Origin of the sequence: Amycolatopsis sp. Hca4 (assembly GCF_013364075.1) — a bacterium.
Classification (GTDB): domain Bacteria; phylum Actinomycetota; class Actinomycetes; order Mycobacteriales; family Pseudonocardiaceae; genus Amycolatopsis.
In genome coordinates, this window is the sequence record NZ_CP054925.1 from 7638869 (window position 1) to 7661588 (window position 22720).

The following is a 22720-nucleotide window of genomic DNA, read 5'->3' on the forward strand; positions in this document are numbered from 1 at the left end:
GCCGGTTCCAGGGACCGCGCCAGCCGCGGTCCCTCGAATAGCGGAGAGGGGCATGATTCCGCCGGCCTCGCATCAGCGTGGCGAGCGCCCGGGCCGGCCCACCAGCGCTTTCTCGGCGGCGAGCGGCCCCCACCTTCCCGCGTCACGCCACCCGCCGGATCGGTTTCGCCGGCTGGTGCGGCTTCAGCAGCGCGAACCGCTCGCACCGCCACCCCGTCGGCGTCCGCGTGAACCGCGCCGCCAACGCGAACGACCGGCCGTCCGCCTCCACGCGGGCACACGCCTCGACCACCTCCGGGGCCGGCGTGCACGTGTGGATCGTCTGCGTCCGGTGCCGTGGCCGCGGTCCGCGTGGCCCGCTCAATCCCGCGTACACCTCCGGCGCCACCAGCGCGCGGACCTGTGCCACCGGGCGGCGGCCGTCGTAGGCCTCCAGCAGCATGTTCAGCAGGTGACCCACCTCGCCCGCCTCCGGCTGCCTCGGCTCCGGGCCGCGGGCGCGGTCGTGCTCCCTCGGTGTCACCCCTTGTGGACGGTCCGCGCGGCGGGGCACCTCGCAGTCGGCCAGTGTCCGCAACCGGTGTTCCTCGATCATTTCCTGCCCTCCCTGGCTCGGCTTTCGCTTAGAGGCCGGAACGGGCCGAAAAAGAACCAGGAATCGCACGATCCGGGCGAAAATCGCCGAAACATGGATTCATGACTGCGGATACGGTAAGCCGACCACTCGGCGCGACACGCTTCACCGCCACGGCTATGGTGTGCCGGGTGCTGAAAGGGCTGTTGGTCGATTTCGCCGGAGTTCTCACCGATCCCGACGCCGGCCGGTTCTACGAATACCTGGCGGCCGCACGCGAGCGCGGCGTCCGCACCGCGCTGCTGTCCAACGCCCCCGGTGCGTCGGACGAGGTCAAGAACACCATGTTCGACTATTTCGACGCCCTGGTGTTTTCCGGTGAGGTCGGCGTGGCCAAACCGGACCCGGCCGTCTACCTGATCGCCGCCGACCGGCTCGGGCTGCCCGTCGCGCGCTGCGCGTTCGTCGACGACTCCGCGACGAACATCCGCGGCGCCGTCCAGGCGGGCATGGTCGGCGTCCACCACCGGTCGGTCAGCGAAACGCTCGACGAGCTCGCCGTGCTGTTCCCCGCCGGGTAGCGGTCAGCGCGCGCGGCGGACCAGCTCGAACGACACTACCGCGGCGGCCGCCGAGACGTTCAGCGACTCGACCTCGCCCGGCATCGGGATCGACAGCCACTCGGTGACGAGCTCGCCGACCTCCGGCCCGACCCCGGCCGTCTCGCCGCCGAGGACGAACGCCGCGCGCTGCGGCAGGTCGACGTCGAACACCGTCGTGCGCGCCGACGCGCCCAGCGCGTAGAGCCCGTAGCCGGCTTCGGTGAGCTGCTCCGCCGCCTCGCGCGCCGAGCCGCACCGCAGCACCGGAGCGCGGAACGCCACCCCGGCCGAAGCCTTGACCACCAGCGGGTCCAGCGCCGCGACGCCGCGCCGCGGCACGATCACGCCCTCCAGCCCGGCCGCGGTCGCCGTCCGCAGGATCATGCCGACGTTGGCGGGTGTGGTGATGCCGTCCAGCAGCAGCACCCGCGCCGGCGGCCGCCGGTCGGCCAGCGCCGCGGAAAGCGCTCGCATCCGCGGGGCGACGACGTCGGCGAGCACGCCCTGGTCCTGCTTGCCGTTGCCGGCGAGGACCTTGACCCGGTGGGCGCTGGCGCGCTGCACCGGCACGCCGGCGGCCTTCGCCGCGCGCTGGATCTCGGCGGCGCCGGGGCCGCGAGCGGTGTCGGCGAGGATCACCTTGTCCACGCGCAGGCCGTCGTCCGCCAGCGCCTCGAGCACCGGCTTCCGGCCGTACACGGTCAGGAAGCGGTCCTTCGGCGAAATCGTCGAGTCATCACCCACACCGGGCAGTCTTTCACTGTGTAAGGATCGGCTCATGCCCGACCGTCTCTCCGCACTGGACGCCTCGTTCCTCTACGTCGAGGACCACGCGACCCCGATGCACGTCGGCGGCGTGGCGATCTTCGAGCGGCCGCGGTCCGGCTTCGGCTACGCGCAGCTGGTCGACCTCATCGGCGGGCGGCTGGCGTACCTGCCGCGGTACCGCCAGCGCGTGCTCGAGGTGCCGGGGCACCTGGCGCGCCCGGTGTGGGTGGACGACGTCGACTTCGACCTCAACTACCACGTCCGGCGCTCGGCACTGCCCCAGCCGGGCAGCGACGAGCAGCTGTTCGACCTGGTCGCCCGCCTGATGTCGCGGCGGCTGGCGCCGGAGCGGCCGCTCTGGGAGGCGTACTTCATCGAGGGGCTGGCGGGCGACCGGGTGGCGCTCGTCACGAAGACCCACCAGTCCGTTGTGGACGGTGTCGGGACGATCGACCTCGGCCAGATCGTCCTCGACCCGGTGCCGGCCGCGCCGGAGCCGTTCGAGGACATCTGGACGCCGCGCCGCGAACCGAGCCGCACCCAGCTGGTGCTGGACGCGATCAGCGAGGGCGTCCAGCGGCCGGGCGAGGTGGTGGAGAACGTCCGCTCGGCGGCGAACGACGCGGTCGCGGTGGCGGGCAAGTTCGCCGAAACCGTCGGCGGCGTGGCGTCGACGTTGCGCACGCTGGTGAGCCCGGCGCCCCCGGGGCCGCTGAACGTCCGGGTGTCGGGCGGCCGCGTGTTCTCGGTGGTGCGCACGCGGCTGGAGGACTTCCGCAAGATCCGCGCGGCGCACGGCGGCACGGTCAACGATGTCGTCCTCGCGGCGATCACGGGTGCGCTGCGCGAATGGCTGCTTTCGCGCGAGGTCCAGCTGACGCCGAACACGACGATCCGCGCGCTGGTGCCCCTGGCGGTCCGCGACGCCGAAACGGCCGAGTTTTCGACACCGGCCCTGGTCGGCAACCAGGTGGCGGCGTACCTGGTGGACCTGCCGGTCGGCGAGCCGAACCCGGTCCTGCGGCTCCAGCACATCGGCCACGCGATGGCCGAGCACCTCGACTCGGGCCGTTCGGTGGCGGCGCGCGGGCTGCTCAAGGTGGGCGGTTTCGCTCCGGCTACGCTCCACTCCCTCGGCGCGCGAGCGGCGGGCTCGCTGTCCGGGCGCATCTTCAACGTCATGGTGACCAATTCACCGGGCCCCCAGGTGCCGATGTACGCGGGAGAGGCCAGACTGGTCGAGATGTTCCCGGTGATGCCGCTGATGCGCACCCAGGCGCTGGCGATCGGGGTGACGTCCTACCACGGCGGCGTCTACTTCGGACTGAACGGCGACCGCAAGGCCGCGTTCGACGTCGACCTGGTGGCCGGGATGATCGAAGAGTCCTTGGAAGAGCTGAAGGGTGCGCACTGGTGAGGGTCTATCTGCCTGCGACCATCGCGATGCTTCGCGACCTCGAGTCATCGGGGGAGTTCCGCGCCCGCAGCGGAACGGCGTTCGCGCTGACGCCGGCGTTGCGCGAGGCGTACGTGAGCGGGTCGGACGAGGAGCTGGAGTACGCGGCCCTGCTGGACGCGGCCCGGGCCTCGCTGCGCCTGATCGCGGCGGAGGAGAAGGGCGAGCCACGCCGGGTGGTGGTGTCGGCGGACGTGTCGGGCGTGACGCTGCGCCCGGACCTGGACGCCCCGGTGGTCCGCATCGGCGGCCCGATCCCGATGTCCGCGGTGGCGGCGATCCACGTGGACGCCCCGGAGGCCGCAGAGGCAGTGGCGGCAGCGGCGGCGGTGATCGACGCGGCGGACCTGGGGGACCCGGACGCGGAGTTCACTTTGGGCGATGCCGAGGATCACGAGCTGGCTTGGTATGCGCCGCAGGAGCTGCCGTTCCTGCTGGAGTTGTTGTGAGTTGTCCCCAGGTGGGGTCGCCTGTGGACAGGTGGGCTTGAGCTGCGGTTTTGTCGGGGGTGGGCGGTAGACTGCACTTGGGACCGCCCCCAGGGTGGACGGTTTCTAGCGGTCGTTGCAACACTGCTGCTGGTTGTGGGTGTTGAGTGACTGTGTCATGCGTTCGGCGGGGCTGTCCCAGTCGAGGGTCATCCGGGACCGGTCGTTGAGTTCGGCCACCATCGGGGTGGCCATCCGCGGCCTGAGTTGATCCGGACGGGTATGCGGCTGCGGGGCTCCACCGGACATCCAGCCCATCCTGCACGACCGCCGCAACACCGGATCCGCGGCCAGCTTGCCGACCTTCGGCCGGGCCCGCCGGGCCGTGGCCCGCTCATGCGCCGTGTGCGGCTGGTAGGTGCAGTCGGGGTGCTGGTTGCGGGCCAGCTCCCGGGTGATCGTCGACACCGGCCGGCCCAGCTCGGCCGCGATCGCCCGCAGCGACACCCCGGGCTCGCGGACCCGGTCAGCGATCACGACCCGCTCGGCCAGGCTCAGAAACCGCGGCGACACCACCCGCGGCGCCGCAGCCACTGCCGCAGAAGCGGCCGCGGCTGCGGCGCGCCACTGTTTCGCCGTCCGATAGTTGACCCCGACCCGCCGAGCAGCTTCCCGACTGCCAACCCCTGCACCCACCAGCGCAGAGTAGGCGACCCGCTCCTCGACCAACGGCCTACCACGCCGACCTGGACCCCTGACCACATCCCGCGGGGCCCGGTCCCGATCTCGTCCGGACATCCGCAACTTCCGAACACTCGGGTGTTGCAACGACCGCTAGAAACCGCCGTGTGGCGGAGGATGTTCTTGGGGCTGAGGGGCAGGCTGCAAAGTGTTCGGCTGGGGGGAGCCGCAGCAGCTCCGCGGTGAGCAGCGGAGTGCCGCCGGACAGCTCGAACGCACAGCCCGCGGCCCTGGCAGCCGAGCCCATACCCCGTCGTTCCGATCACCGGCACCCAGGCCAGACCGGAACCCGCACGAGCCGCGCACGAAACCGCGCCTAGCCCACCTCACCCGCCGGTGGTGGCTGGACCTCCACCGGCTTCCCCCACGCCGAATACCGCGTCGTGATCCTCGCCTCCGACCCCGGCAGGATCGGCGACAAGTCCAGCACGATCTGCACCGGCCGGTGCGTCTCATCCAGCCACAGCTCCACCGGGAACTTCCCGCCCACCTGACCCGCCGCGTCCGCGGGCAACCCCGCCGGCAGGTCCGTCCCCAACCGCGCCAAATCGAGCTCGACGCGGTAGTGCTCCGCCGCCGCGCCGTCCAGTTGGCCCCGCTCGGCCGCCACTATCGTTCCGGCCGTCCGGATCTCGCGCAGTGTGTGTGCCGGGTCGTTCTGGGCCGCCAGCTGGGTCAAGCTGCCTCCGGCGATCTGGGAAAACGGGTCCGTTCCGTCCGCCGCGACCACCACCCACGGCTTGCCCGCCTCGTCGCGGGAACCCTCCGGCACCTTCGCGTACAGTTTGCCCGCCACCTGCCGCAGCTCCAGCGGCTCGCCGAGCAGGTCCGTCGTCATCACCTGGGCCGTTCCGCCGGCGCCGAAGCGGGCCTGGCCCTGGCCCTTCGAGCGGACCGCGCCCACCGCGACGTCCGTGCCGAACTTCGCCGAGCCGCCGTTCGTCGTGGCCGTCGTCGCCGCGTCCGCCAGTGCCCGGGCGTCGTCGAACGACGGACGGCGCGGGGGGTCGGAACAACCGGCCAACAGGGCGAACAGCAGCAGCACAGCGGCTTTGCGCATGGCGCCAACAAAAACACAGCGGCTCCCCCGACCTCGTTCGGGGGAGCCGCTGCTACTCAGCGTCGTGCGGTCAGCGACCGGCCTTCTTCATCAGCTCGCCGAGGTCGACGACCTGGTCGGCCGGCGGGGCCGCCACGTCGACCTGGGTGCCCCAGTCGCTGTACTTCATCGTGAACTTCGACTCGCCGGCCGGCGCGCCCAGCGCCTGCATCATCGGGCCCTGGTCCATGGTGACCTGCACCGGCAGGTTGTTCTTGTCGAGCCACAGCTCGGCCGGGAGCTTCAGGTCCTTGCCCTTGAGCTTCTCGGTGAGCTGGTCGCGCGCGGCGGCCGGGACCTGGTCGGTGAACTGGTCGATCGCCTTGGCGACGTCGAGCTCGACCACGTAGTGGTTGACCTTCTGGCCGTTCAGCTCGGTCTGGTCGGACGAGACGATCCGGCCCGTCTTCGAGATCTGCTCGAGCATCTTGCCCGGGTCGCTCTGCTCCGCCGACTTCGACAGCGCGCCGCCCAGTGCCTGCGACAGCGGGTCGGTGCCGTCGGCCGAGATCTTGGCCCACGACTTGTCCGTGCCCATCTGCTGCTGCTGTTCGGCGGGCAGCTTGATGTACATGACCTTGTCGACCATGCGCATCTCGGTGGTCTGGCCGGCCGCGGTGCTGGTCATCGAGAACTTCGTGTTCGCGCCGTCGAACGCCATCGCGCCGGAGGCGGTCAGGGTCTGGCCGGCGGCCGAGCCCTCCATGGTGAACTTCGCCGACTTCGACTTCTCGGTGCCCTGCTTCGCCTCCGACGCCAGCTTGATCGCGTCGGTGAAGGGCGAGGCGAGGCCGTCGGTCTGGCTCTGCCCGCCCGCGGCGGCCGGCTCGGCGGTGCCGGTCGTGGAGCCGCCGCTGCACGCGGTCAGCGTGAGCACCAGCGCGGCGCCCGCCGCGACCAGGGTGGTCTTGCGCATTGTGGTCCCCTCAGGATCGGAGCTCGGGATATCGCCCGAACGGGCGAAGGCTACCGATGGGACGGTGACGGTCGGCGATCGGTTCCCGCGTGCCTCACGGCTCGGTGGTGCGCGTCACTTCGTGGCCGCCGCGCGAGGCCAGCAGGCGCCGCAGCGAAGCGAGCCGTTCGGGGCTCGCCTTCCCCTCGGTCACGACGTCGTCGAGCGCGCAGTCCGGGTCCTCGGGCGGGCCGAGGTGGCCGCAGCCCGACGGGCACTCCTCGGCCGCCTCCGCGAACTCCTCGAAGGCGTCGACGATGTCGTCCGCGGTGACGTGGGCCAGCCCGAACGACCGCACGCCCGGCGTGTCGATCACCCAGCCGCCGTCCGGCAGGGGCAGCGCCACGGCCGCGACGGAGGTGTGCCGCCCCTTGCCGACCGCGCTCACCACGCCGGTGGCCAGCTCGGCGTCCGGCACCAGGCGGTTGACCAATGTCGACTTGCCGACACCGGAGTGGCCGACCAGCGCCGTCACCCGGTCCTTCAGCATCTCCGCGAGACCTTCGGGCTCCTCGTCGAAGCGGGTGACGATGGCCGGGACGTCCAGGCCCGCGTAGCCGGCCAGGAGCTCGTCCGGGCTGGCCAGGTCGGCCTTCGTCAGGCAGAGGACCGGCTCGACGCCACCCGCGTAGCAGGCGACCAGGCAGCGGTCGATGAACCCGGTGCGCGGCGGCGGGTCGGCCAGCGCGGTGACGATCAGCAGGCGCTCGGCGTTCGCGACGACCAGCCGCTCGTAGGGGTCCGTGTCGTCGGCCGTGCGCAGCAGCGAGCTGGTGCGCTCGTCGACCCGGACGATCCGGGCGAGCGTGTCCGGCTTGCCGGAGACGTCCCCGACGATGCCGACGCGGTCGCCGACGACCACCGGGGTGCGGCCCATCTCGCGGGCCCGCATCGCGGTGACCACCCGGGCCGGATCGGCGTCGATCGCGCAGGTCCAGCGGCCGCGGTCCTTGCCGATGACCATGGCCGTGACGGCGTCGGCGTGCTCGGGGCGGCGCTTGCTGCGGGGCCGGCTGCCCTTGCCCGGACGCACGCGGACGTCGGACTCGTCCAGCTTGCTCCAGTCGTTGCGCGCCAAACCCGTCGTCCTCTCGTGTGCCGGTGCCCACCCGAATGATCCCACGTCGCTCGCCACGGCCCTGGCCAGCGTGTAACGATGGCTCATCCGGTACGAGGAGGCGCTCATGTGCGGCCGCTACGCCGCTACCAAGGACCCGGCGAAGCTGATCGAGGAGTTCGACGCGATCGACCTCACCGAGGGCCACGCGCGGGCGGACCACAACGTGGCGCCGACGAAGAACGTCGTCACGGTCGTCCAGCGCCACCCGCGTGACGAAGACGGCCAGGTCCTCGAGGACGAGCCCGCCGAGCGCTCGCTGCGGATGATGAAGTGGGGCCTGGTGCCGTTCTGGGCCAAGGACCCGTCGGTCGGCTCGCGGATGATCAACACGCGCGCCGAGACGGCCGCCGAAAAGCCCGCTTTCCGCCGCGCGCTGGTGTCGCGCCGCTGCCTGGTGCCCGCCGACGGCTGGTTCGAGTGGCGCCGCACGGGCAAGGAGAAGGAGCCGTTCTACATGACGGAGCCGGACGGCTCGTCGCTCGCGTTCGGCGGCATCTGGGAGAGCTGGCGGCCGAAGGACGACGACAAGGCGTCGCCGCTGATCACGTTCTCGATCATCACGACCGACGCGGCGGGCCAGCTCACCGACGTCCACCACCGGATGCCGCTGATCGTGCCGCGCGACCACTGGGACGGCTGGCTGGACCCGGACCGCGAAGACGTCACCGACCTGCTGGTGCCGACGCCGGAGGACATCGTGGCGTCGCTGGAGCTGCGGCCGGTCTCGACGCGGGTGAACAACGTCCGCAACAACGGGCCCGAGCTGCTGGAGCGGGTCGACCCGGCGCAGGAGAGCGCCCTGTTCGACGCGCCGAAGTCATGACGGCCGTCCCGATCGAGACCGCCTACGGCCCGGCGCGGGTGTACCTGCACTGCGCCGAAGAGGGCGACGCGGTGCTGATGCTCGGCCACGGCGCGGGCGGCGGCCTGGGCGCGAAGGACCTGGTCGCGGTGACGCGCGCGGCCCGGGACGCGGGCGTGCACGTGGCGCTGGTCGAGCAGCCGTACAAGGTGGCGGGCCGCCGCGCACCGGCCCCGGCGAACCAGCTGGACACGGCGTGGCTGACGGTGGCGGACGAGCTGTCGGAGCGCTTCGACGGCCTGCCGTTCGTGTTCGGCGGCCGTTCGTCGGGCGCGCGCGTGGCCTGCCGGACGGCATCGGCCGGGCAGGCGGTGGCGGTGCTCTGCCTGGCGTTCCCGGAGCACCCACCGGGGCGGCCGGAGAAGACGCGTCAGCCGGAGTTCGACGCGGTCGAGGTGCCGACGTTGGTGATCCAGGGGGAGCGGGATCCGTTCGGGCGGCCGAAGCCGGGGCCGCACCAGGAGCTGGTGCTGGTGGACGGGGACCACAGCCTGGGCAAGGACCTGGAGACGGTCTCGCGGGCGGCGACGGAGTGGCTTTCGCGGGTGCTGCGGCCGCTGGCCTGAGTTGTCCACAACGGGGTCGGTTGTCCACAGATTTGCCGCCGGGCCGGTTTTGCGCCCCTGCTCAAACACGCATTCTTCCTCGCCGCGTTCGCCGATCTGTCGGATCCGACCAGCCGGGCTTACTACGACCGCAAACGAGCTGAGGGCAAGAAGCACAAGGCTGCACTGATCTGCCTGGCCCGGCGCCGCTGCGACGTGCTCTACGCGATGCTGCGCAACGGCACCTAGTACCCCCCGAACCAGCTCCGGCCCCCCGCTGCGGCTTGACAACCACATAGGGACGCCCTCCGGGACAGGGCGGGGGCTGCGGTGAGGTCTGTGGTTCCACCTTCCACCCCGAAGCCTGATTGTGACTACGGACGGTGGTGCCGCGTCAAGGCGGGAAAGATGCCTTGACCCGGCACCACCGTCCGTGTTTTGGCTTCGTATCGGGGTGGGCGGGGAGGTCTGGGTGGGTGTTCCGGTCATGCTCCAGCGTCCTGCTCACACCGATGGGGCACCGGATCACCGCGGTGGCCTCCTGTCGGGCCGCCGCGCGCGGGTAGTCAGTCGTGACCGGTGCGTTCGGTGGACACCTATCCGCAGCTCAGGCCGCGATCGGCGCCACCACGGCACCGGTGAGCCGGATCAGCTCCTCCGGCGCCAGCTCCACTTCCAACCCCCGCCGCCCGGCCGAGCAGAACACCGTTTCGAACTTCGACGCCGTCTCGTCGATCACCACCGGTAGCCGGCTGCGGTGCCCCAGCGGCGAAATCCCGCCCAGCACGTAGCCCGTCGCCCGCTGGGCGGCCGCCGGGTCGGCCATTTTCGCCTTCTTGCCGCCCGCCGCGGCCGCCAGGGCCTTCAGGTCCAGCTGGCCGGTGACCGGCACCACACCCACCGTCAGCTTGCCGTCGACCTCGGCGACCAGTGTCTTGAACACCCGCGCCCGGTCCAGGCCCAGGGCTTCGACGGCTTCCAGCCCGTAGGACTCCGCGCGCGGGTCGTGGTCGTAAGCGTGCAGCGTGTGCGCGACTTTCTGCTTCGACAGCAACGCCGTCGCCGGGGTGCCCTTGCCAGCCATGGCGGAAGTCTAGGGAATGCGCGATCACCCCGATCGGTTGTACCGGACGTGACAACAACGCTCGCCACCACACGCTCACGCAGCCGCCGCCGTCCCGAGGCACCGGCGACCCGCGGCGTGCCCGGTCCCCGCGTAAACTCGGGTCCGCCGTATGCGCGCACGCGCATCGACGCCGAGCGGGAAGGGAACGGTTTGCCGAGCACGCAGAACTCAGCTCCGGAAGAAGCGACCGAGGCCGAGCGCGCCGAGCGCTTCGAGCGGGACGCGATGCCGCTGCTCGACCAGCTGTACTCGGCCGCGATGCGGATGACCCGCAACCCCGCCGATGCCGAGGACCTGGTCCAGGAGACCTACCTGAAGGCGTACGCCGCCTTCGCGTCCTTCAAGGCCGGCACCAACCTCAAGGCCTGGATGTACCGCATCCTGACCAACACCTACATCAACGGCTACCGCAAACGCCAGCGGCAGCCGGTGCAGGCGCCCACCGAGGAGATCACCGACTGGCAGATCGCCAAGGCGGAGAGTCACACCTCCAGCGGGCTCCGGTCGGCCGAGGTCGAGGCGATGGACAACCTGCCCGACACCGACGTCAAGGCCGCCCTGCAGAAGCTGCCCGAGGAGTTCCGGCTGGCCGTCTACCTGGCCGATGTCGAGGGCTTCGCGTACAAGGAGATCGCCGAGATCATGGACACGCCCATCGGCACCGTGATGTCCCGTCTGCACCGCGGGCGCGCGCAGCTGCGCGACCTGCTCGCCGACGTCGCGCGTGAGCGCGGCTTCATCCGGGGTGCCAAGGAGGAGGTGGCCGGGCGATGAACGACATGTGCGAGGGCGCGTCCGACAAGGTGCGCTGCGAAGAGGCGCTCGCCGACATCTACCTGCTGCTCGACCGCGAGTGCAGCCCCGAGCGGGACGCCGCGTTGCGCTCCCACATCGAGGACTGCCCGCCGTGCCTCGAGGAGTACGGCATCGACGAGCACATCAAGCAGCTGCTCGCCCGCAAGTGCGGCGGTGACCACGCCCCGGCCGAGCTGAAGAGCCGGCTGCGCGCGTCGATCCGCCAGACGGTCGCCTCGCGTGGCGGTGTCACCGTGGAACGCACCGAGATCACCCTCGAACAGCGCTCCGAATAACGCGCCCGAGCACGACAAAGGCCCCCGCACGATCGTGTGGGGGCCTTTTTGCGTGCCGGCGCCGGCTCAGGAGTTGGGCTTGCCGCCGTGGTTGGCGGCGTTCTTCTTCCGGCTGCGACGCTTGCGGGCGCGCTTCGACATGTTCACTCCTCGTCGTCAAAGCTGGTCAACCTCTCAAGTGTGTCATGACGTCCCGCTCTGGTTGGATGGGGTGCGTGTCCACGCTCGCCGAACTGCTCGCCGACAACACCGGCCTCCCCGGGGAGGCGGCGGACCACCTGCAGACCGTCGTCGCGGAGTGGCAGCTGCTGGCCGACCTCTCGTTCGCCGACTTCCTGCTGTGGGTCCCGGTGAGCGAGGAGCTGCAGCCGGACGGCGGCGACTTCGTCTGCGTCGCGCACGCGCGGCCGACGACGGCGCCGACCGCGCACCCCGAGGACGTCGTCGGCACGCGGTTCACCGTCGAGGAGCACCCGCAGCTGGCGAAGGCCATGCGGGAGGTGCGGATCTGCCGCGAGGAGGACCCGCACTGGTACCGCGACCTGCCGATGCGGCGGGAGGCGATCCCGGTGCGGTTCCACGACGAGGTCATCGCCGTGATGAGCCGCGAGACGAACCTGGCGGCGCCGCGGGTGCCGTCGCCGCTGGAGATCGCGTACCTGGGCAGCGCCGGCGACCTGTGCCAGATGATCGTCGACGGCACGTTCCCGCCGAACGGGACGAACGCGACCGACACGCACACGTCACCCCGGGTGGGCGACGGCCTGATCCGGCTCGATTCGAGCGGCACGGTCGTGTTCGCCAGCCCGAACGGGTTGTCCGCGTACCACCGGATGGGGCACGAGTCCGACCTGGTCGGGACCCGGCTGGCGCCGCTCACGCGGTCGCTGATCCGCGACCCGTTCGACGCGACCGAGGTGTCCCACCGGATCATCGAGGCCCTCGACGGGAAGCCGTCGAGCCGCACGGAGGCCGATTCGCGCCGCGGCGCCGTCGTGCTGTTCCGCGCGCTGCCGCTGCGGCCGGCCGGGCAGGCGGCGGGCGCGCTGGTGCTGGTCCGCGACGTCACCGAGGTCAAGCGGCGTGACCGTGCGTTGCTGTCCAAGGACGCGACGATCCGGGAGATCCACCACCGGGTGAAGAACAACCTGCAGACGGTGGCGGCCCTGCTGCGGCTGCAGTCCCGGCGGACGACGTCGGAGGAGGCGCGGCTCGCCCTGGCGGAGTCCGTGCGGCGGGTGACGTCGATCGCGCTGGTGCACGAGGCGCTGTCGATTTCGGTGGACGAGCGCGTCGACCTCGACAAGCTGCTCGACAACGTGCTGCCGATGGTCGGCGAGGTCGCCACGGCGGAGTCGCAGGTCGGGCTGTCGCGGAAGGGCTCGTTCGGGGTGGTGGTCGCGGAGATCGCGACGCCGCTGGTGATGGTGCTGGCCGAGCTGGTGCAGAACGCGATCGAGCACGCGTTCCCGGCGGGCCGGCCGGGCAAGGTCGAGCTGATCGTGGAGCGCTCGGCCCGCTGGCTGGACGTCGTGATCCGCGACAACGGCCGGGGGCTGCCGGCGGGGTTCTCGCTGGAGCGGTCGGACGGGCTGGGGCTGCAGATCGTGCGGACGCTGGTGGAGTCCGAGCTGCGGGGCTCGCTGTCGCTGCGGAAGGTGCGGTCGGAGACGTCGTCGACCCGCGTGACGGGGACGGAAGCCGCGCTGCGCATCCCGCTGTCCCGCCGCCTCTGAGGATTCGGCGTACTCAGGCGGACGACTCGCGTACCTGGAGGGTCGGTTCGCGTACTCAGGCGGACGACTCGCGTACCCAGAGGGTCGGTTTGCGTATTTGGCGGGGCGGCTCGTGTGCGCGAATGCGGGTCTCGCGTGATTGGGCGCGGATCCCGTGTGATTGGAGGGGTATCTCGCGTGATTGGGGAGGCATTACGCGTGATTGGAGGGGCGACACGTTGAAGGCCCGGCACCAGGTGCGTGGTGCCGGGCCGTTCAGCGCTTCGCGGGAGGACTTGAAGTCCCGGTGAGGTTTCAGCGCACCCGTTGCCGGGTGGTTTCGCCTCGGTTGTTAAGCTCAAGCCGGGTAGGTATCACCCCAGACGGCGTGGGCACGACGAATGCCCGCCGGGTGAAATTCCTGCTCGGCCTGGGTGGATCTCGAGAATCAGGCGTTGGTACGCGTGCCGATGTGCGTACGGCGGCGCTTGAGAGCGCGTCGCTCGTCCTCGCTCATACCGCCCCACACGCCCGCGTCCTGGCCGCTGGCCAGAGCCCAGGCCAGGCAGTCGGAAGCGGAGGGGCAGCGGTGGCACACGGCCTTCGCCTGAGCAACCTGCGACAGAGCAGGACCGCTGGTTCCCACCGGGAAGAACAGCTCGGGGTCCTCGTCTCGGCAGGCCGCGTCGTGGCGCCAGTCCATGTTCGTGAGCTCCTTCATATGGCGCGGGAGGGCCGCGCCACAGTCGTCAATGGCGGTCGTCTTCTTGGGTGCTTGTGAATGCTTTCACGAAGCACCGCTTTCGACAAGGGTTTCCGGGAGATCGGTGAGTCAGGTCACCCGGCCGAGCGACCCCTCTGACCTGCGGTTTCTCTCCGAAACAGCCGTCCGAAGGGAAGGCTGATGCGCTGAGTGGAGCTTCTCCGTCGACGAACGGCACCTGGCACTTATCCGCAGGCGATCAGCGGTCCCGTCGTCACACGATTACCGTGAGTGCATTCGGGACGCTGAAGAATTCGACTCGAGTCCGCTGGCCGACGAGGTCGCCGTCCACCTGGAAGTTTACCGGTTCAGCTGCGTCGATGCGGATCATCGGCAGGTCATCGTGACGCACGAGACGCCGGCCGCGTTGGTTGCTCTTCGTAGCCAAAGCTTGGCGTACATGCTTGAACACGGTGGGCAACCCCAGACCGTTCAGCGCGAACAAGCCCAATCCCGTCTCGAACGAGCAACCCGGGTTGAGGTGGACGGCACGCTCGCCCAGGTAGCTCCACGGATCGGTGTTCGACACGAAAGCGGTCAGCGCCTCGGCGGGTTCCTCGCCCGGGACGCGGATGGTCAGCGTCGGGCGGCCCAGCGGCGGCCGGAAGTACGACCGGACGGCGGCCCGCATGTAGAGGCCGGCCGTCGTCTGCTTGCCGCGGCGCTTGGCGACCCGGCCGACGACGTCGGCGTCCCAGCCGAGGCCGGCGTTGAAGGTGAACCAGTGCCCGTCGGCCAGGCCGAGCCCGACCCGGCGCGAGCGGTCGTGCTCCAGCGCGTTGAGCAGCTGGTGGGTGGCCTCGAAGGAGTCGGCGGAGATGCCGAGGGCGCGCGCGAACACGTTGGCCGAGCCGCCCGGGACGACGCCCAGGGCGGGGACGTGGCCGATCTCGGCGGGGTCGCCGTCCGCGTCGGCCAGCAGGCCGTTGACGACCTCGTTGACCGTGCCGTCGCCGCCGTGCGCCACGACCAGGTCGATGCCGTCCCGCGCGGCCGAGCGCGCGACGGCCATCGCGTGGCCGCGGTAGTCCGTTTCGACCACGTCGAGCTTGACCTGGCTGGCGAGCGCGTGCGCCAGCACGTCCCGGCCACCCGCGGTGGTCGAGGTGGCCTGGGGGTTCACGACGAGGATTGCGCGCATTACCGCAGAGTAAGTGACTTCCGGCGGCCCGAGAACCTTCCGGCGCCGCATGGTGACGGGCGCAACCCCGGGGAACAGCACGTTCGAGACCCTGTGCCGGGCGGCCCTCCTTCGTACGCGAGTGTCCGCTCGTCGTGACAAGTGCACCCGGGCCGACCGCCCGCTCATCGACGACATCTTGATTTTCGACGCGCGGGCGGCCCGGGGAAAACGGCCGACCGGGTGGCATACGATCGAAAGAGCTCACGCACGGTTACTCGCCCTGGTCGAGTCCACTGTGCCTCTCGCGAAAACCTGTTCGCCGCAGACCGGAAGGCCGCCGCAGTGAAGCTCTCGCCCGCTCCCCGTGAGGTCCGGCTGGCCGGCGCGGTCACCGCGGTGCCGTCCCTCGCCCTGCTGGTGTTCGGGGTGGTCGTGCTGGTGAACGGCCTGGGCGCGCCCGCGCAGCCCGGCAACAACGTCTTCGTCGAGTCGGGCACGTTCATCGTGGTCGCGCTGGCGTTCCTGGCCGCGTCGGCCGGGCTGGTGCTGGGCCGGACGTGGGCGCGCTCGCCGGGCGTGGTGATCGCGCTGATCGTGATCGGGCTCGGCTGGTACCTGCTCGGCCCGTCCGGCGAGCCGCTGTGGGGCGTCCCGATCGCGCTGCTGGGCATCGTGGCCCTGGTCCTGCTGTTCCGGCGGCCGTCGCGGGCCTGGGCGCTGGGGCTGCGCGAAGGCGAGACGGAGACGGAGGCGGCCGAACGCGGCGGTCTCGCCGGCCGCCGTGCCGAGCGTGAAGGCGGCGAAGAGGACTAAGCCTGGGCGGCCAGCGCCTTCAGCGGCGCGTCGGTGAGGCGGTTGACCGTCCACTCGTCCATCGGGACCGCGCCCAGGGCCTTGTAGAACTCCGTCGCCGGGTTCCAGTCCAGTACCGACCACTCGAGCCGCGCGTAGCCGTTGGCGACGCACTCCGCCGCCAACGCCGCCAGCAGGGCCTTGCCCAGGCCCGACCCGCGCTGGGACTCCCGGACGTAGAGGTCCTCCAGGTAGATGCCGTGCACCCCGCGCCAGGTCGAATAGTTCAGGAACCAGACCGCGAAGCCGACGACCTCGCCGTCCACTTCGGCCACGTGCCCGAACAGCTTCGGCTCCGCGCCGAACAGCGCTTCGTGCAGCTGCGCCGGGGTCAGGTGGCACTCGTCCGGCGCGCGCTCGTACGCCGCGAGCTCGTGGGCCAGGCCGACCGCCGCTTCGACGTCCGAAGGGCGGATCCGGCGGATGCGGTCGTCGGGCACGTCAGTCCTCCGCGGGCAGCAGGTTGAGGTGTTCGATCTGGGGTTCGCCGCGCTCGTCGCCGAGCACGGCGATGCCGGCCGCGTCGAGTCCGAAGTGGACGCCGGCGGTGGCGGGCAGGCCGATCCAGCGGGCCACCAGCACGCGGCTGAAGTGCCCGTGACCCACCAGGATCACGTCGCCGGCTTCGCAGGCCTGCCGCGCGCGCTCCAGCACGCGGTCCGCGCGGGCGGAGACGTCCGAAGCGCTTTCGCCGCCGGGGCTCGGGTGGGTCCAGACCGTCCAGTCCGGCACGGTCTCCCGGATCTGCGGCGTGGTGACGCCTTCGTACTCGCCGTAGTCCCACTCGGCCAGGTCTTCGGTGACTTCGTCGACGCGCAGCCCGGCCAGCGCGGCTGTGCGCAGCGCACGGGCCCGGGGGCTCGACAGCACCAGCGAGGGGCCGCCGACCAGGCTGCGGAGGGTGCCGCCCGCGGCGCGGGCCTGGCCTTCGCCCGCCGGGGTCAGCGGGATGTCCGTGCGGCCGGTGTGCCGCCCGTTCAGCGACCATTCGGTCTGCCCGTGCCGGAGGAGGAAGAGACGGTTCGCCACCCGGCCGAACATACCCGGCCGTTTGCGCGGCGGCTGGCCGTCTGCTTAGCTACTGAACGGTAGCTTAGTTCGAGGAGACCCCCATGTCCGTGACACCGACCTTCGCGATGTGGCACAAGCTGGCCGGGAAGCCGGGCGGGAAGCAGCTGTTCAGTGCCGCGATGAGCCTCCGGGTGCCGTACTTCCGCACGGTGCTGCCGTCGGTGCGCGAGCTGCGTCCGGGCCACTGCGAGGTGACCGCGCCGAAGTGGTGGGGTGTTCACAACCACATCCGCACGTTCCACGCGATCGCCGCCTGCAACCTCGCCGAGATCGCGATGGGCATGCTCGCCGAGGCCACCGTTCCCACCACGCACCGCTGGCTGCCCAAGGGCATGAACGTCCAGTACGTCGCGAAGGCCGAGACGGGCCTGCGTGCGGTGGCGGCCCTGCCCGAGCTGCCGGAGTTCGGCGCCGAGGGCTTCGACCTCGAGGTCCCGGTGACCATTTCGGACACGAACGGCAAACCGGTGGTCACCGGGACCATCACCATCTGGGTGACACCGAAGAAGCGTTAGAGCTGCTTGTACTGCACGTACGTCGACTGGTGGAACTCGGCGGGCGCCGGCAGGCCCAGCTTCCGGTCCACGAGCTTGCCGAGCGGGCCGCAGCCCTGCGTCGCCGGGAGCGCGAGGTCCGGGTCGACGACGCCGAAGTGGTAGGTCGGCGGGTTCTTCGACAGCACCGTCGGCGGCAGCGCCGGGTCGTCGTGGACGACCGAGTGCAGCGGCACGGCCGCCGTTCCGATGCTGCATTCCTTGCGCAGCAACGGGTGTCGCAGCACGGCGTAGAGGTCGAGCTCGCCGCGGCGGTCGGCGTTGCTCTGGAAGTCCGAATAGCCGCCGTAGCGCAGCTGGATCGTCGTGCCGGCGAGGCCGGGCACGCGCACCGGTTCGTGTCGCAGCGAGCCGAACGCCTGCGCGTACTGGCCGTTGACCCGGCCCTCGCTGAACGTCAGCCGGATCTCTCCGAGCGGGAGCTCCCGGGCGCCGATCGTCAGCTTTCCCTGTGAGACAAAGGCTTCGCAGCGCCAGGTGCCCGGGTCGGCGTTCGCCGGCGGCGCCGGGCAGCCGGTGAAGTCGAAGGCCGGCAGTTCGTCCGCGGACGCGGTACCCGGCAGCAGTGCCAACGCGGCCGCGGCCGCCCCCAGTGCGAGAAGTTTCATGGCGGTGAGCCTGCTCGGGCCGGGGCGCCGGGACATCCGGGATCGTCCCCAGGGAAGACCCGGGATTCGGTCAGGGGTCGAGCCGGGCGAGCGCGTCGACGAAACCGTCGTCGGTGGCCGCGAAGAACTCGGCGTCCGCAGCCTCGACGTCCTTCAGTGCCTTCGCGACCAGGTCGAGGCCGGCCGGGGTGACTTCCAGGCGCTTCGCGCGGGCGTCCGCCGGGTCGTCGGCGCGGGCGAGCAGACCCCGCTCGGCGAGCTTGCGGACGACCTGGCTGGTCATCATCGTGTCGGTGCCCGCCTGGTCGGCGAGCTGCCGCTGGGTGGGTGGCTCGCCCGCGCGGGTGAGCCACCACGTCGTCGTCAGCAGCACGAACTGGACGTGCGTGAGGTCGTGCGGGGCCAGCGCGGCCCGCATCGCCCGCTGCCAGGCCAGTGTCACGCGCCACAGCAGGAAGCCGGGGCTGCGGTCGGGGCCGGGCAGGCGGGACTCGGGGGCGGTCATACCCGGGAGCTTGCCTCAGCCTCGGCGAGGCGAGCCAGTGCGCGCATCGCGTCCGGGGTGTCCGACGTGACCTGCGGGCCGAAGCCCTCGGGACCGTCGATGGTGACGCGGTAGGTGATCCGCGTGCCGCCGTCGACGTCGGTCAGGACGTGCTCGAACCGCAGGAACGTGTCCGGCAGACGGGTTTCGTCGGTGAAGCTCCGGCCCTCGGTGACCTCGGTGAGGGTGAACGGGATCGGCGGCATGCCGTCCATCGTCATCGTGCCGGTGCTGCCGACCGCGAAGGGGCCGTCGAGGACCACCGACCGGACGCCGGCGTCCCACTCCGGCCAGCGGGCGGTCTCGGCCCAGAGCGGCCAGATCGCGGCGGCGGGTGCGGCGGACGGCTCGCTGTGCTCGTACTCGTAAAGTGCCATGCGGGCAGACTATATGCGCGCTTACTAAATCCGCAAGCGGCCGAGCGGCCCGGGACGGTGGTGGTCAGTTCGCCGAGCGCAGCTTGTCGTAGTAGGCGACACAGTCGGCGTACATCGGGAGCAGGCCCTGCTCCTCGGCTTCGGCCAGGGTCGGCGCGGCGCGGTCCTTGTCCGACAGGACCTGCTCGATGCCGGCGGGCCACGGCAGGTCAAGGGCGGGGTCGAGCGGGGTGATGCCGTGCTCGCCGCGCGGGTTGTACGGCTCCGAGCAGAAGTACGTCATCATCGTGTCGTCTTCGAGGGCGATGAAGCCGTGGCCGAGCCCTTCGGCGAGGTACATCGCGCGGAACTCCCGCGAGTCGAGCACGACCGAATCCCACTGGCCGAAGGTCGGCGACCCGACGCGGATGTCGACGACCACGTCGAGCAGCGACCCGCGCGGGCAGTAGACGTACTTGGCCTGGCCGGGCGGGGTGTCGGCGAAGTGGATGCCGCGGATGGTGCCGCGCCGGGACACGCTGTGGTTCGACTGGCCGAGCCGCAGCGGGTGGCCGACCGCCGCGAGGAAGACGTCCTCCTGGAAGGGGGCGACGAACAGGCCCCGGTCGTCGGGGAAGGCCCGGGGCGAGAACTCGTAGGCGTCCGGGACGCTCAGCCGGCGGAATTGCATGTCATCACCTTATCGGGCGGCAACAAAACCGGACGGACGTCTTGGGAATTGCCGGAAATCGACGCCGGTGTGACATCAGCCGCACCGAGGGGTCATCGGTGGCGGGGGACCTGTCACAATGAACGAACCGCCGCGTCCGCGGCCATCGCCAGACCCACGGCACCGATGGCCGACGTGACGCCTCGCCGACAGGCCGGCGCTACCGCGCTGGGCTGCCGTGCCGGGATCCCCCACGGTTTCCCCTGCAAGCCGTGGTCCCAGCCGCATGCCCAGGAGAAATTCCAGTGAGCCAAGTCCGAACCGCGAGTTCCGTCATTCCCACTGGGGGGATGACGGAAACAACGACAGGAAATCCCATGACCGACCCCACCGGCGGCGTTGCGCCGGTCACCGACGAAGAGATCTTCACCGGGCACGAGGGCGGCAAGCTCTCGGTGGCGGCCACCCGCCCGATTTCCAGCCCGCGTGACCTTTCGATCGCGTACACCCCGGGGGTGGCGAAGGTGAGCCGCGCGATCGCCGAGGACGCGGCCAAGGCCAAGCGCTACACGTGGGCGGACCGGCTGGTCGTCGTGGTCAGCGACGGGACGGCGGTGCTCGGCCTCGGTGACATCGGCGCCAGCGCGTCGCTGCCGGTCATGGAGGGCAAGTCGGTGCTCTTCAAGACCTTCGGCGGGCTCGACTCGATCCCGCTGGTGCTCGACACGACCGACGTCGACGAGATCGTCGAGACGCTGGTCCGGCTGCGGCCGTCGTTCGGCGCGGTCAACCTGGAGGACGTCTCCGCGCCGCGGTGCTTCGAGTTGGAGGACAAGCTCAAGGAGGCGCTGGACTGCCCGGTCATGCACGACGACCAGCACGGCACGGCGATCGTGACGCTGGCCGCCCTGCGCGGCGCCAACCTGGTCCTCGACCGGGCGATCGCCGACCAGCGCGTGGTCGTCTCCGGCGCCGGCGCGGCGGGCGTGGCCTGCGCGAAGATCCTGCAGGAAGCCGGCATCGGCGACGTCACGGTGCTCGACTCCCGCGGCATCATCCACGCCGGCCGCGAGGGCCTGAACCCGGTCAAGGAGCGGCTGGCCGCGACGACGAACAAGGCGGGCCTGCGCGGTGGGCTGGCCGAGGCGCTGGAAGGCGCGGACGTGTTCCTCGGCCTGTCGGGCGCGACGATCGACGAGTCGCTGCTGGGCCGGATGGCGGGCGGCGGCATCGTGTTCGCGCTGTCCAACCCGGACCCGGAGGTGCACCCGGAAGCGGCCGCGCGGTACGCCTCGATCGTGGCCACCGGGCGCAGCGACTTCCCGAACCAGATCAACAACGTGCTGGCCTTCCCCGGCGTCTTCCGCGGTGCGCTCGACTCGGGCGCGCGGGCGATCACGGAGAACATGAAGCTGGCGGCGGCCGAGGCGATCGTCTCGGTGGCGATGGACGACCTCGGCCCGGACCGGATCGTCCCGTCGCCGCTCGACCCGCGGGTGGCCCCGGAGGTCGCAGCAGCGGTGGCGAAGGCCGCGGAAGCCGACGGCGTCACGGACTGAGCCCGGTTTCGCGAAGGCGGCCCTTCCTGCTGGGAGGGCCGCCTTCGGCGGGTTCAGAGCAGTTCCGCCAGGCGGTGGCGGGGGACGTCGACCAGGCGCAGGTCCACCAGGTCGGCCGGGACGTCGAGGGAGACGTTCGCCAGGCGCGCGTGGGCGCGGGTGAGGACCTCGTCCTGGTGCTCCACCGCCTCCGCGACCACCACCGCGTGCCGGTTGTCCGGCGTGCTCCGCAGGTACCGCAGCGCGTACTTCCCCCGGACGAGTGACGCCAGTGCCTCCTGGGAAGCCTGGTCGGCCAGGTCCGGGTGGGCGTTCGGCAGCAGCAGGGCCAGGCGCCGGGCGTTCGTGCCCAGCAGTGTCCGCAGCAGCCACGGGCCAGGGTCGGCCGAGAGGTCCATCGCGACGGCGTCACCTTCGGGGCCGGAGATCGACCAGTCCACCGGCCGCGACTCCAGCGCGAGGCCGCCCGCGCCCGCGATCTCCTTCAGCTTCTCCAGCAGCGCCGGTTTCGTGCCCGCCGCCTCCACCGACTGCGGCCCGTGGGTGTAGATCGCCTTGCCGCTGCGCATCTTCTTGGCCTTCGCCGTCGGCTGGCAGACGTACAGGTCCGCCGCGCTGCCGATCGCCTGTGCCCCGAAGTAGCGGTTGAAGCCCGGCAGGATCGCCTCGAACGTCAGCCCGAGCGTGGCCAGCGACCGCTGCACCTGCGCGCCCAGGGCCGGGTGCCGCGGGCTGTAGCCGTAGGCCAGCAGCAGCCGTCCTTCGCTCGGCTCGCGCAGCGCCTGCACCCCGCGCGCCGCGAACAGCCCCATGCCTTCGGGCGTGTACGGCGGATCGCTGAACACCAGGTCGAACCGGCCCGCGAACGCCGGGGGCAGGCCGACGCGCAGGTCCGCGTGCGCCGTGGCGATCCCGCGCTCGCCACGGTCGTCGAGGTAAGCCAGCACCCGCTCGTCGAGGTCGACGACGGTCAGCGAGGCCGACGGGCAGACCGCCCGCACGGCCAGGGACGTCAGGTCGTGGTCGCCGAGGAAAAGCAGCCGCGCCGAGGTGAGGTCGTACTGCGTGTCCAGCCAGAGCGCGCGGCGCAGCACGGTCTCCGGCGTGGCCTGCACGTGGTCGAGCGCGGCCAGCGGCGAGGGCACCTCGGCCACCCACTCGGCGACCTTCGGCAGCAGCTCGTGCGTCGCGACGGCTTCGTCGAGCGGGTCGGCGAAGCGCGGCGCGCGGTACTGCAGGTACGACGCCGCGACGCCGGGGGCGATGCGCAGGCGGTCGCCGCTGCGGTCGAGGTCGTCGCCGAGGGCGGCGAGGACGGCCTCCACGCTGCGTCGGGGGGCGGTCGAGAGGCGCACCAGCTCGCCGAGGTCGTGGTCACCGGTGCGCAGCAGGTCGAGGACGCGGTACAGCGGGCGGACGCCGACGCCGTGCGCGGCGAGGACGTCGTCGAGGGCCTTCACGGACTCCGAGCCTAGTGGCCACCTGCCGGAACGGCGTGCCAACCACCGCGGACTCGGCTACGGTCGAACGCACCGGAC

General features: G+C 71.3%; 27 protein-coding genes and 1 pseudogene. 12 read left to right on the forward strand and 16 right to left on the reverse strand.

Annotated elements, in window-relative coordinates; translation table 11 throughout:
* Nucleotides 1–142: 142 nt before the first annotated feature.
* Nucleotides 143–595, reverse strand: a complete 453-nt coding sequence (locus HUT10_RS51925; RefSeq protein WP_303246993.1) for an Rv3235 family protein — start codon at nucleotides 593–595, stop codon at nucleotides 143–145.
* Between the two features lie 185 nt (nucleotides 596–780).
* On the opposite strand from HUT10_RS51925, the gene HUT10_RS34570 reads away from it, so the two are divergent.
* Nucleotides 781–1155, forward strand: a complete 375-nt coding sequence (locus HUT10_RS34570; RefSeq protein ID WP_176178168.1) for an HAD-IA family hydrolase — start codon at nucleotides 781–783, stop codon at nucleotides 1153–1155.
* Nucleotides 1156–1158: 3 nt separating this feature from the next.
* Here the strand turns inward: HUT10_RS34570 and HUT10_RS34575 are convergent, their stop codons facing one another.
* Nucleotides 1159–1920, reverse strand: coding sequence for an RNA methyltransferase (locus tag HUT10_RS34575; protein ID WP_176175019.1), 762 nt, complete (start codon nucleotides 1918–1920; stop codon nucleotides 1159–1161).
* A gap of 34 nt (nucleotides 1921–1954) precedes the next feature.
* On the opposite strand from HUT10_RS34575, the gene HUT10_RS34580 reads away from it, so the two are divergent.
* Nucleotides 1955–3361, forward strand: coding sequence for a wax ester/triacylglycerol synthase family O-acyltransferase (locus HUT10_RS34580; RefSeq protein WP_176175020.1), 1407 nt, complete (start codon nucleotides 1955–1957; stop codon nucleotides 3359–3361).
* Complete coding sequence (locus tag HUT10_RS34585; protein ID WP_176175021.1) at nucleotides 3358–3849, forward strand: hypothetical protein; 492 nt, start codon at nucleotides 3358–3360, stop codon at nucleotides 3847–3849. Before HUT10_RS34580 ends, HUT10_RS34585 begins: the two co-directional genes overlap by 4 nt.
* Nucleotides 3850–3954: 105 nt before the next feature.
* Here HUT10_RS34585 and HUT10_RS34590 read toward each other — a convergent pair whose 3' ends face one another.
* From HUT10_RS34590 to rsgA, 4 genes are all read right to left on the reverse strand, one after another.
* Nucleotides 3955–4557, reverse strand: a complete 603-nt coding sequence (locus HUT10_RS34590; protein ID WP_176175022.1) for a helix-turn-helix domain-containing protein — start codon at nucleotides 4555–4557, stop codon at nucleotides 3955–3957.
* A gap of 328 nt (nucleotides 4558–4885) precedes the next feature.
* Complete coding sequence (locus HUT10_RS34595) at nucleotides 4886–5629, reverse strand: hypothetical protein (RefSeq protein WP_176175023.1); 744 nt, start codon at nucleotides 5627–5629, stop codon at nucleotides 4886–4888.
* 70 nt (nucleotides 5630–5699) lie between these two features.
* Nucleotides 5700–6584, reverse strand: a complete 885-nt coding sequence (locus HUT10_RS34600; RefSeq protein WP_176175024.1) for a hypothetical protein — start codon at nucleotides 6582–6584, stop codon at nucleotides 5700–5702.
* Nucleotides 6585–6678: 94 nt separating this feature from the next.
* Complete coding sequence (rsgA, locus tag HUT10_RS34605) at nucleotides 6679–7701, reverse strand: ribosome small subunit-dependent GTPase A (RefSeq protein ID WP_176175025.1); 1023 nt, start codon at nucleotides 7699–7701, stop codon at nucleotides 6679–6681.
* Between the two features lie 106 nt (nucleotides 7702–7807).
* On the opposite strand from rsgA, the gene HUT10_RS34610 reads away from it, so the two are divergent.
* The 3 genes and pseudogenes from HUT10_RS34610 to HUT10_RS34620 all read left to right on the forward strand — a co-directional run.
* The gene (locus HUT10_RS34610; protein WP_176175026.1) at nucleotides 7808–8566 is read left to right on the forward strand and encodes an SOS response-associated peptidase; all 759 of its coding nucleotides are present in this window, start codon (nucleotides 7808–7810) and stop codon (nucleotides 8564–8566) included.
* Nucleotides 8563–9171, forward strand: coding sequence for an alpha/beta family hydrolase (locus HUT10_RS34615; RefSeq protein WP_176175027.1), 609 nt, complete (start codon nucleotides 8563–8565; stop codon nucleotides 9169–9171). The genes HUT10_RS34610 and HUT10_RS34615 overlap by 4 nt, the downstream gene beginning before the upstream one ends.
* A gap of 60 nt (nucleotides 9172–9231) precedes the next feature.
* A pseudogene (locus HUT10_RS34620) lies at nucleotides 9232–9399 on the forward strand (IS110 family transposase); the annotation flags it as partial.
* Between the two features lie 358 nt (nucleotides 9400–9757).
* On the opposite strand, the gene ybaK reads toward HUT10_RS34620, so the two are convergent.
* Nucleotides 9758–10234, reverse strand: coding sequence for a Cys-tRNA(Pro) deacylase (gene ybaK / locus HUT10_RS34625; protein ID WP_176175028.1), 477 nt, complete (start codon nucleotides 10232–10234; stop codon nucleotides 9758–9760).
* A 192-nt stretch (nucleotides 10235–10426) separates the two neighbouring features.
* Between ybaK and HUT10_RS34630 the strand changes: the two genes are divergently transcribed.
* The 3 genes from HUT10_RS34630 to HUT10_RS34640 all read left to right on the forward strand — a co-directional run bounded on the left by HUT10_RS34630 (nucleotide 10427) and on the right by HUT10_RS34640 (nucleotide 13103).
* A complete protein-coding gene (locus HUT10_RS34630; protein ID WP_003059778.1) occupies nucleotides 10427–11050 on the forward strand; it encodes a sigma-70 family RNA polymerase sigma factor in 624 nt (207 codons plus the stop codon).
* Nucleotides 11047–11367, forward strand: coding sequence for a mycothiol system anti-sigma-R factor (rsrA, locus tag HUT10_RS34635; protein ID WP_176175029.1), 321 nt, complete (start codon nucleotides 11047–11049; stop codon nucleotides 11365–11367). Before HUT10_RS34630 ends, rsrA begins: the two co-directional genes overlap by 4 nt.
* 215 nt (nucleotides 11368–11582) lie before the next feature.
* Nucleotides 11583–13103 (forward strand): sensor histidine kinase, encoded by a 1521-nt coding sequence (locus tag HUT10_RS34640; RefSeq protein ID WP_176175030.1) that lies wholly within the window; start codon nucleotides 11583–11585, stop codon nucleotides 13101–13103.
* 427 nt (nucleotides 13104–13530) lie between these two features.
* Here HUT10_RS34640 and HUT10_RS34645 read toward each other — a convergent pair whose 3' ends face one another.
* Together HUT10_RS34645 and HUT10_RS34650 are read right to left on the reverse strand one after the other, a co-directional pair.
* Entirely contained in the window at nucleotides 13531–13785 is a 255-nt protein-coding gene (locus tag HUT10_RS34645; protein ID WP_043777259.1) for a WhiB family transcriptional regulator, read from the reverse strand.
* A gap of 274 nt (nucleotides 13786–14059) precedes the next feature.
* A complete protein-coding gene (locus tag HUT10_RS34650) occupies nucleotides 14060–14986 on the reverse strand; it encodes a diacylglycerol kinase family protein (RefSeq protein WP_176175031.1) in 927 nt (308 codons plus the stop codon).
* Between the two features lie 324 nt (nucleotides 14987–15310).
* Here HUT10_RS34650 and HUT10_RS34655 point away from each other — a divergent pair, with 324 nt between their 5' ends.
* Nucleotides 15311–15781: a hypothetical protein gene (locus HUT10_RS34655; RefSeq protein ID WP_176175032.1), complete on the forward strand. Its 471-nt coding sequence runs from the start codon at nucleotides 15311–15313 to the stop codon at nucleotides 15779–15781.
* Here the strand turns inward: HUT10_RS34655 and HUT10_RS34660 are convergent.
* Together HUT10_RS34660 and HUT10_RS34665 are read right to left on the reverse strand one after the other, a co-directional pair.
* The gene (locus HUT10_RS34660; protein ID WP_176175033.1) at nucleotides 15778–16260 is read right to left on the reverse strand and encodes a GNAT family N-acetyltransferase; all 483 of its coding nucleotides are present in this window, start codon (nucleotides 16258–16260) and stop codon (nucleotides 15778–15780) included. The two genes, HUT10_RS34655 and HUT10_RS34660, sit on opposite strands and share 4 nt — an antisense overlap.
* A gap of 1 nt (nucleotide 16261) precedes the next feature.
* Entirely contained in the window at nucleotides 16262–16849 is a 588-nt protein-coding gene (locus HUT10_RS34665) for an acid phosphatase (RefSeq protein WP_176175034.1), read from the reverse strand.
* An 83-nt stretch (nucleotides 16850–16932) separates the two neighbouring features.
* Between HUT10_RS34665 and HUT10_RS34670 the strand changes: the two genes are divergently transcribed.
* Nucleotides 16933–17406 (forward strand): hotdog fold domain-containing protein, encoded by a 474-nt coding sequence (locus HUT10_RS34670; protein WP_176175035.1) that lies wholly within the window; start codon nucleotides 16933–16935, stop codon nucleotides 17404–17406.
* On the opposite strand, the gene HUT10_RS34675 is transcribed toward HUT10_RS34670, so the two are convergent.
* From HUT10_RS34675 to HUT10_RS34690, 4 genes are all read right to left on the reverse strand, one after another.
* A complete protein-coding gene (locus HUT10_RS34675; RefSeq protein WP_176175036.1) occupies nucleotides 17403–18053 on the reverse strand; it encodes a hypothetical protein in 651 nt (216 codons plus the stop codon). The two genes, HUT10_RS34670 and HUT10_RS34675, sit on opposite strands and share 4 nt — an antisense overlap.
* Before the next feature lie 70 nt (nucleotides 18054–18123).
* Nucleotides 18124–18558, reverse strand: coding sequence for a MarR family winged helix-turn-helix transcriptional regulator (locus tag HUT10_RS34680; protein ID WP_176175037.1), 435 nt, complete (start codon nucleotides 18556–18558; stop codon nucleotides 18124–18126).
* Entirely contained in the window at nucleotides 18555–18974 is a 420-nt protein-coding gene (locus tag HUT10_RS34685) for an SRPBCC family protein (protein WP_176175038.1), read from the reverse strand. Before HUT10_RS34685 ends, HUT10_RS34680 begins: the two co-directional genes overlap by 4 nt.
* Before the next feature lie 64 nt (nucleotides 18975–19038).
* Nucleotides 19039–19644 (reverse strand): dTDP-4-dehydrorhamnose 3,5-epimerase family protein, encoded by a 606-nt coding sequence (locus tag HUT10_RS34690; RefSeq protein WP_176175039.1) that lies wholly within the window; start codon nucleotides 19642–19644, stop codon nucleotides 19039–19041.
* 356 nt (nucleotides 19645–20000) lie between these two features.
* Between HUT10_RS34690 and HUT10_RS34695 the strand changes: the two genes are divergently transcribed.
* Nucleotides 20001–21182, forward strand: coding sequence for an NADP-dependent malic enzyme (locus HUT10_RS34695; protein ID WP_176175040.1), 1182 nt, complete (start codon nucleotides 20001–20003; stop codon nucleotides 21180–21182).
* Nucleotides 21183–21235: 53 nt separating this feature from the next.
* On the opposite strand, the gene HUT10_RS34700 is transcribed toward HUT10_RS34695, so the two are convergent.
* Nucleotides 21236–22642: a bis-aminopropyl spermidine synthase family protein gene (locus HUT10_RS34700; RefSeq protein WP_176175041.1), complete on the reverse strand. Its 1407-nt coding sequence runs from the start codon at nucleotides 22640–22642 to the stop codon at nucleotides 21236–21238.
* Between the last annotated feature and the right edge of the window lie 78 nt (nucleotides 22643–22720).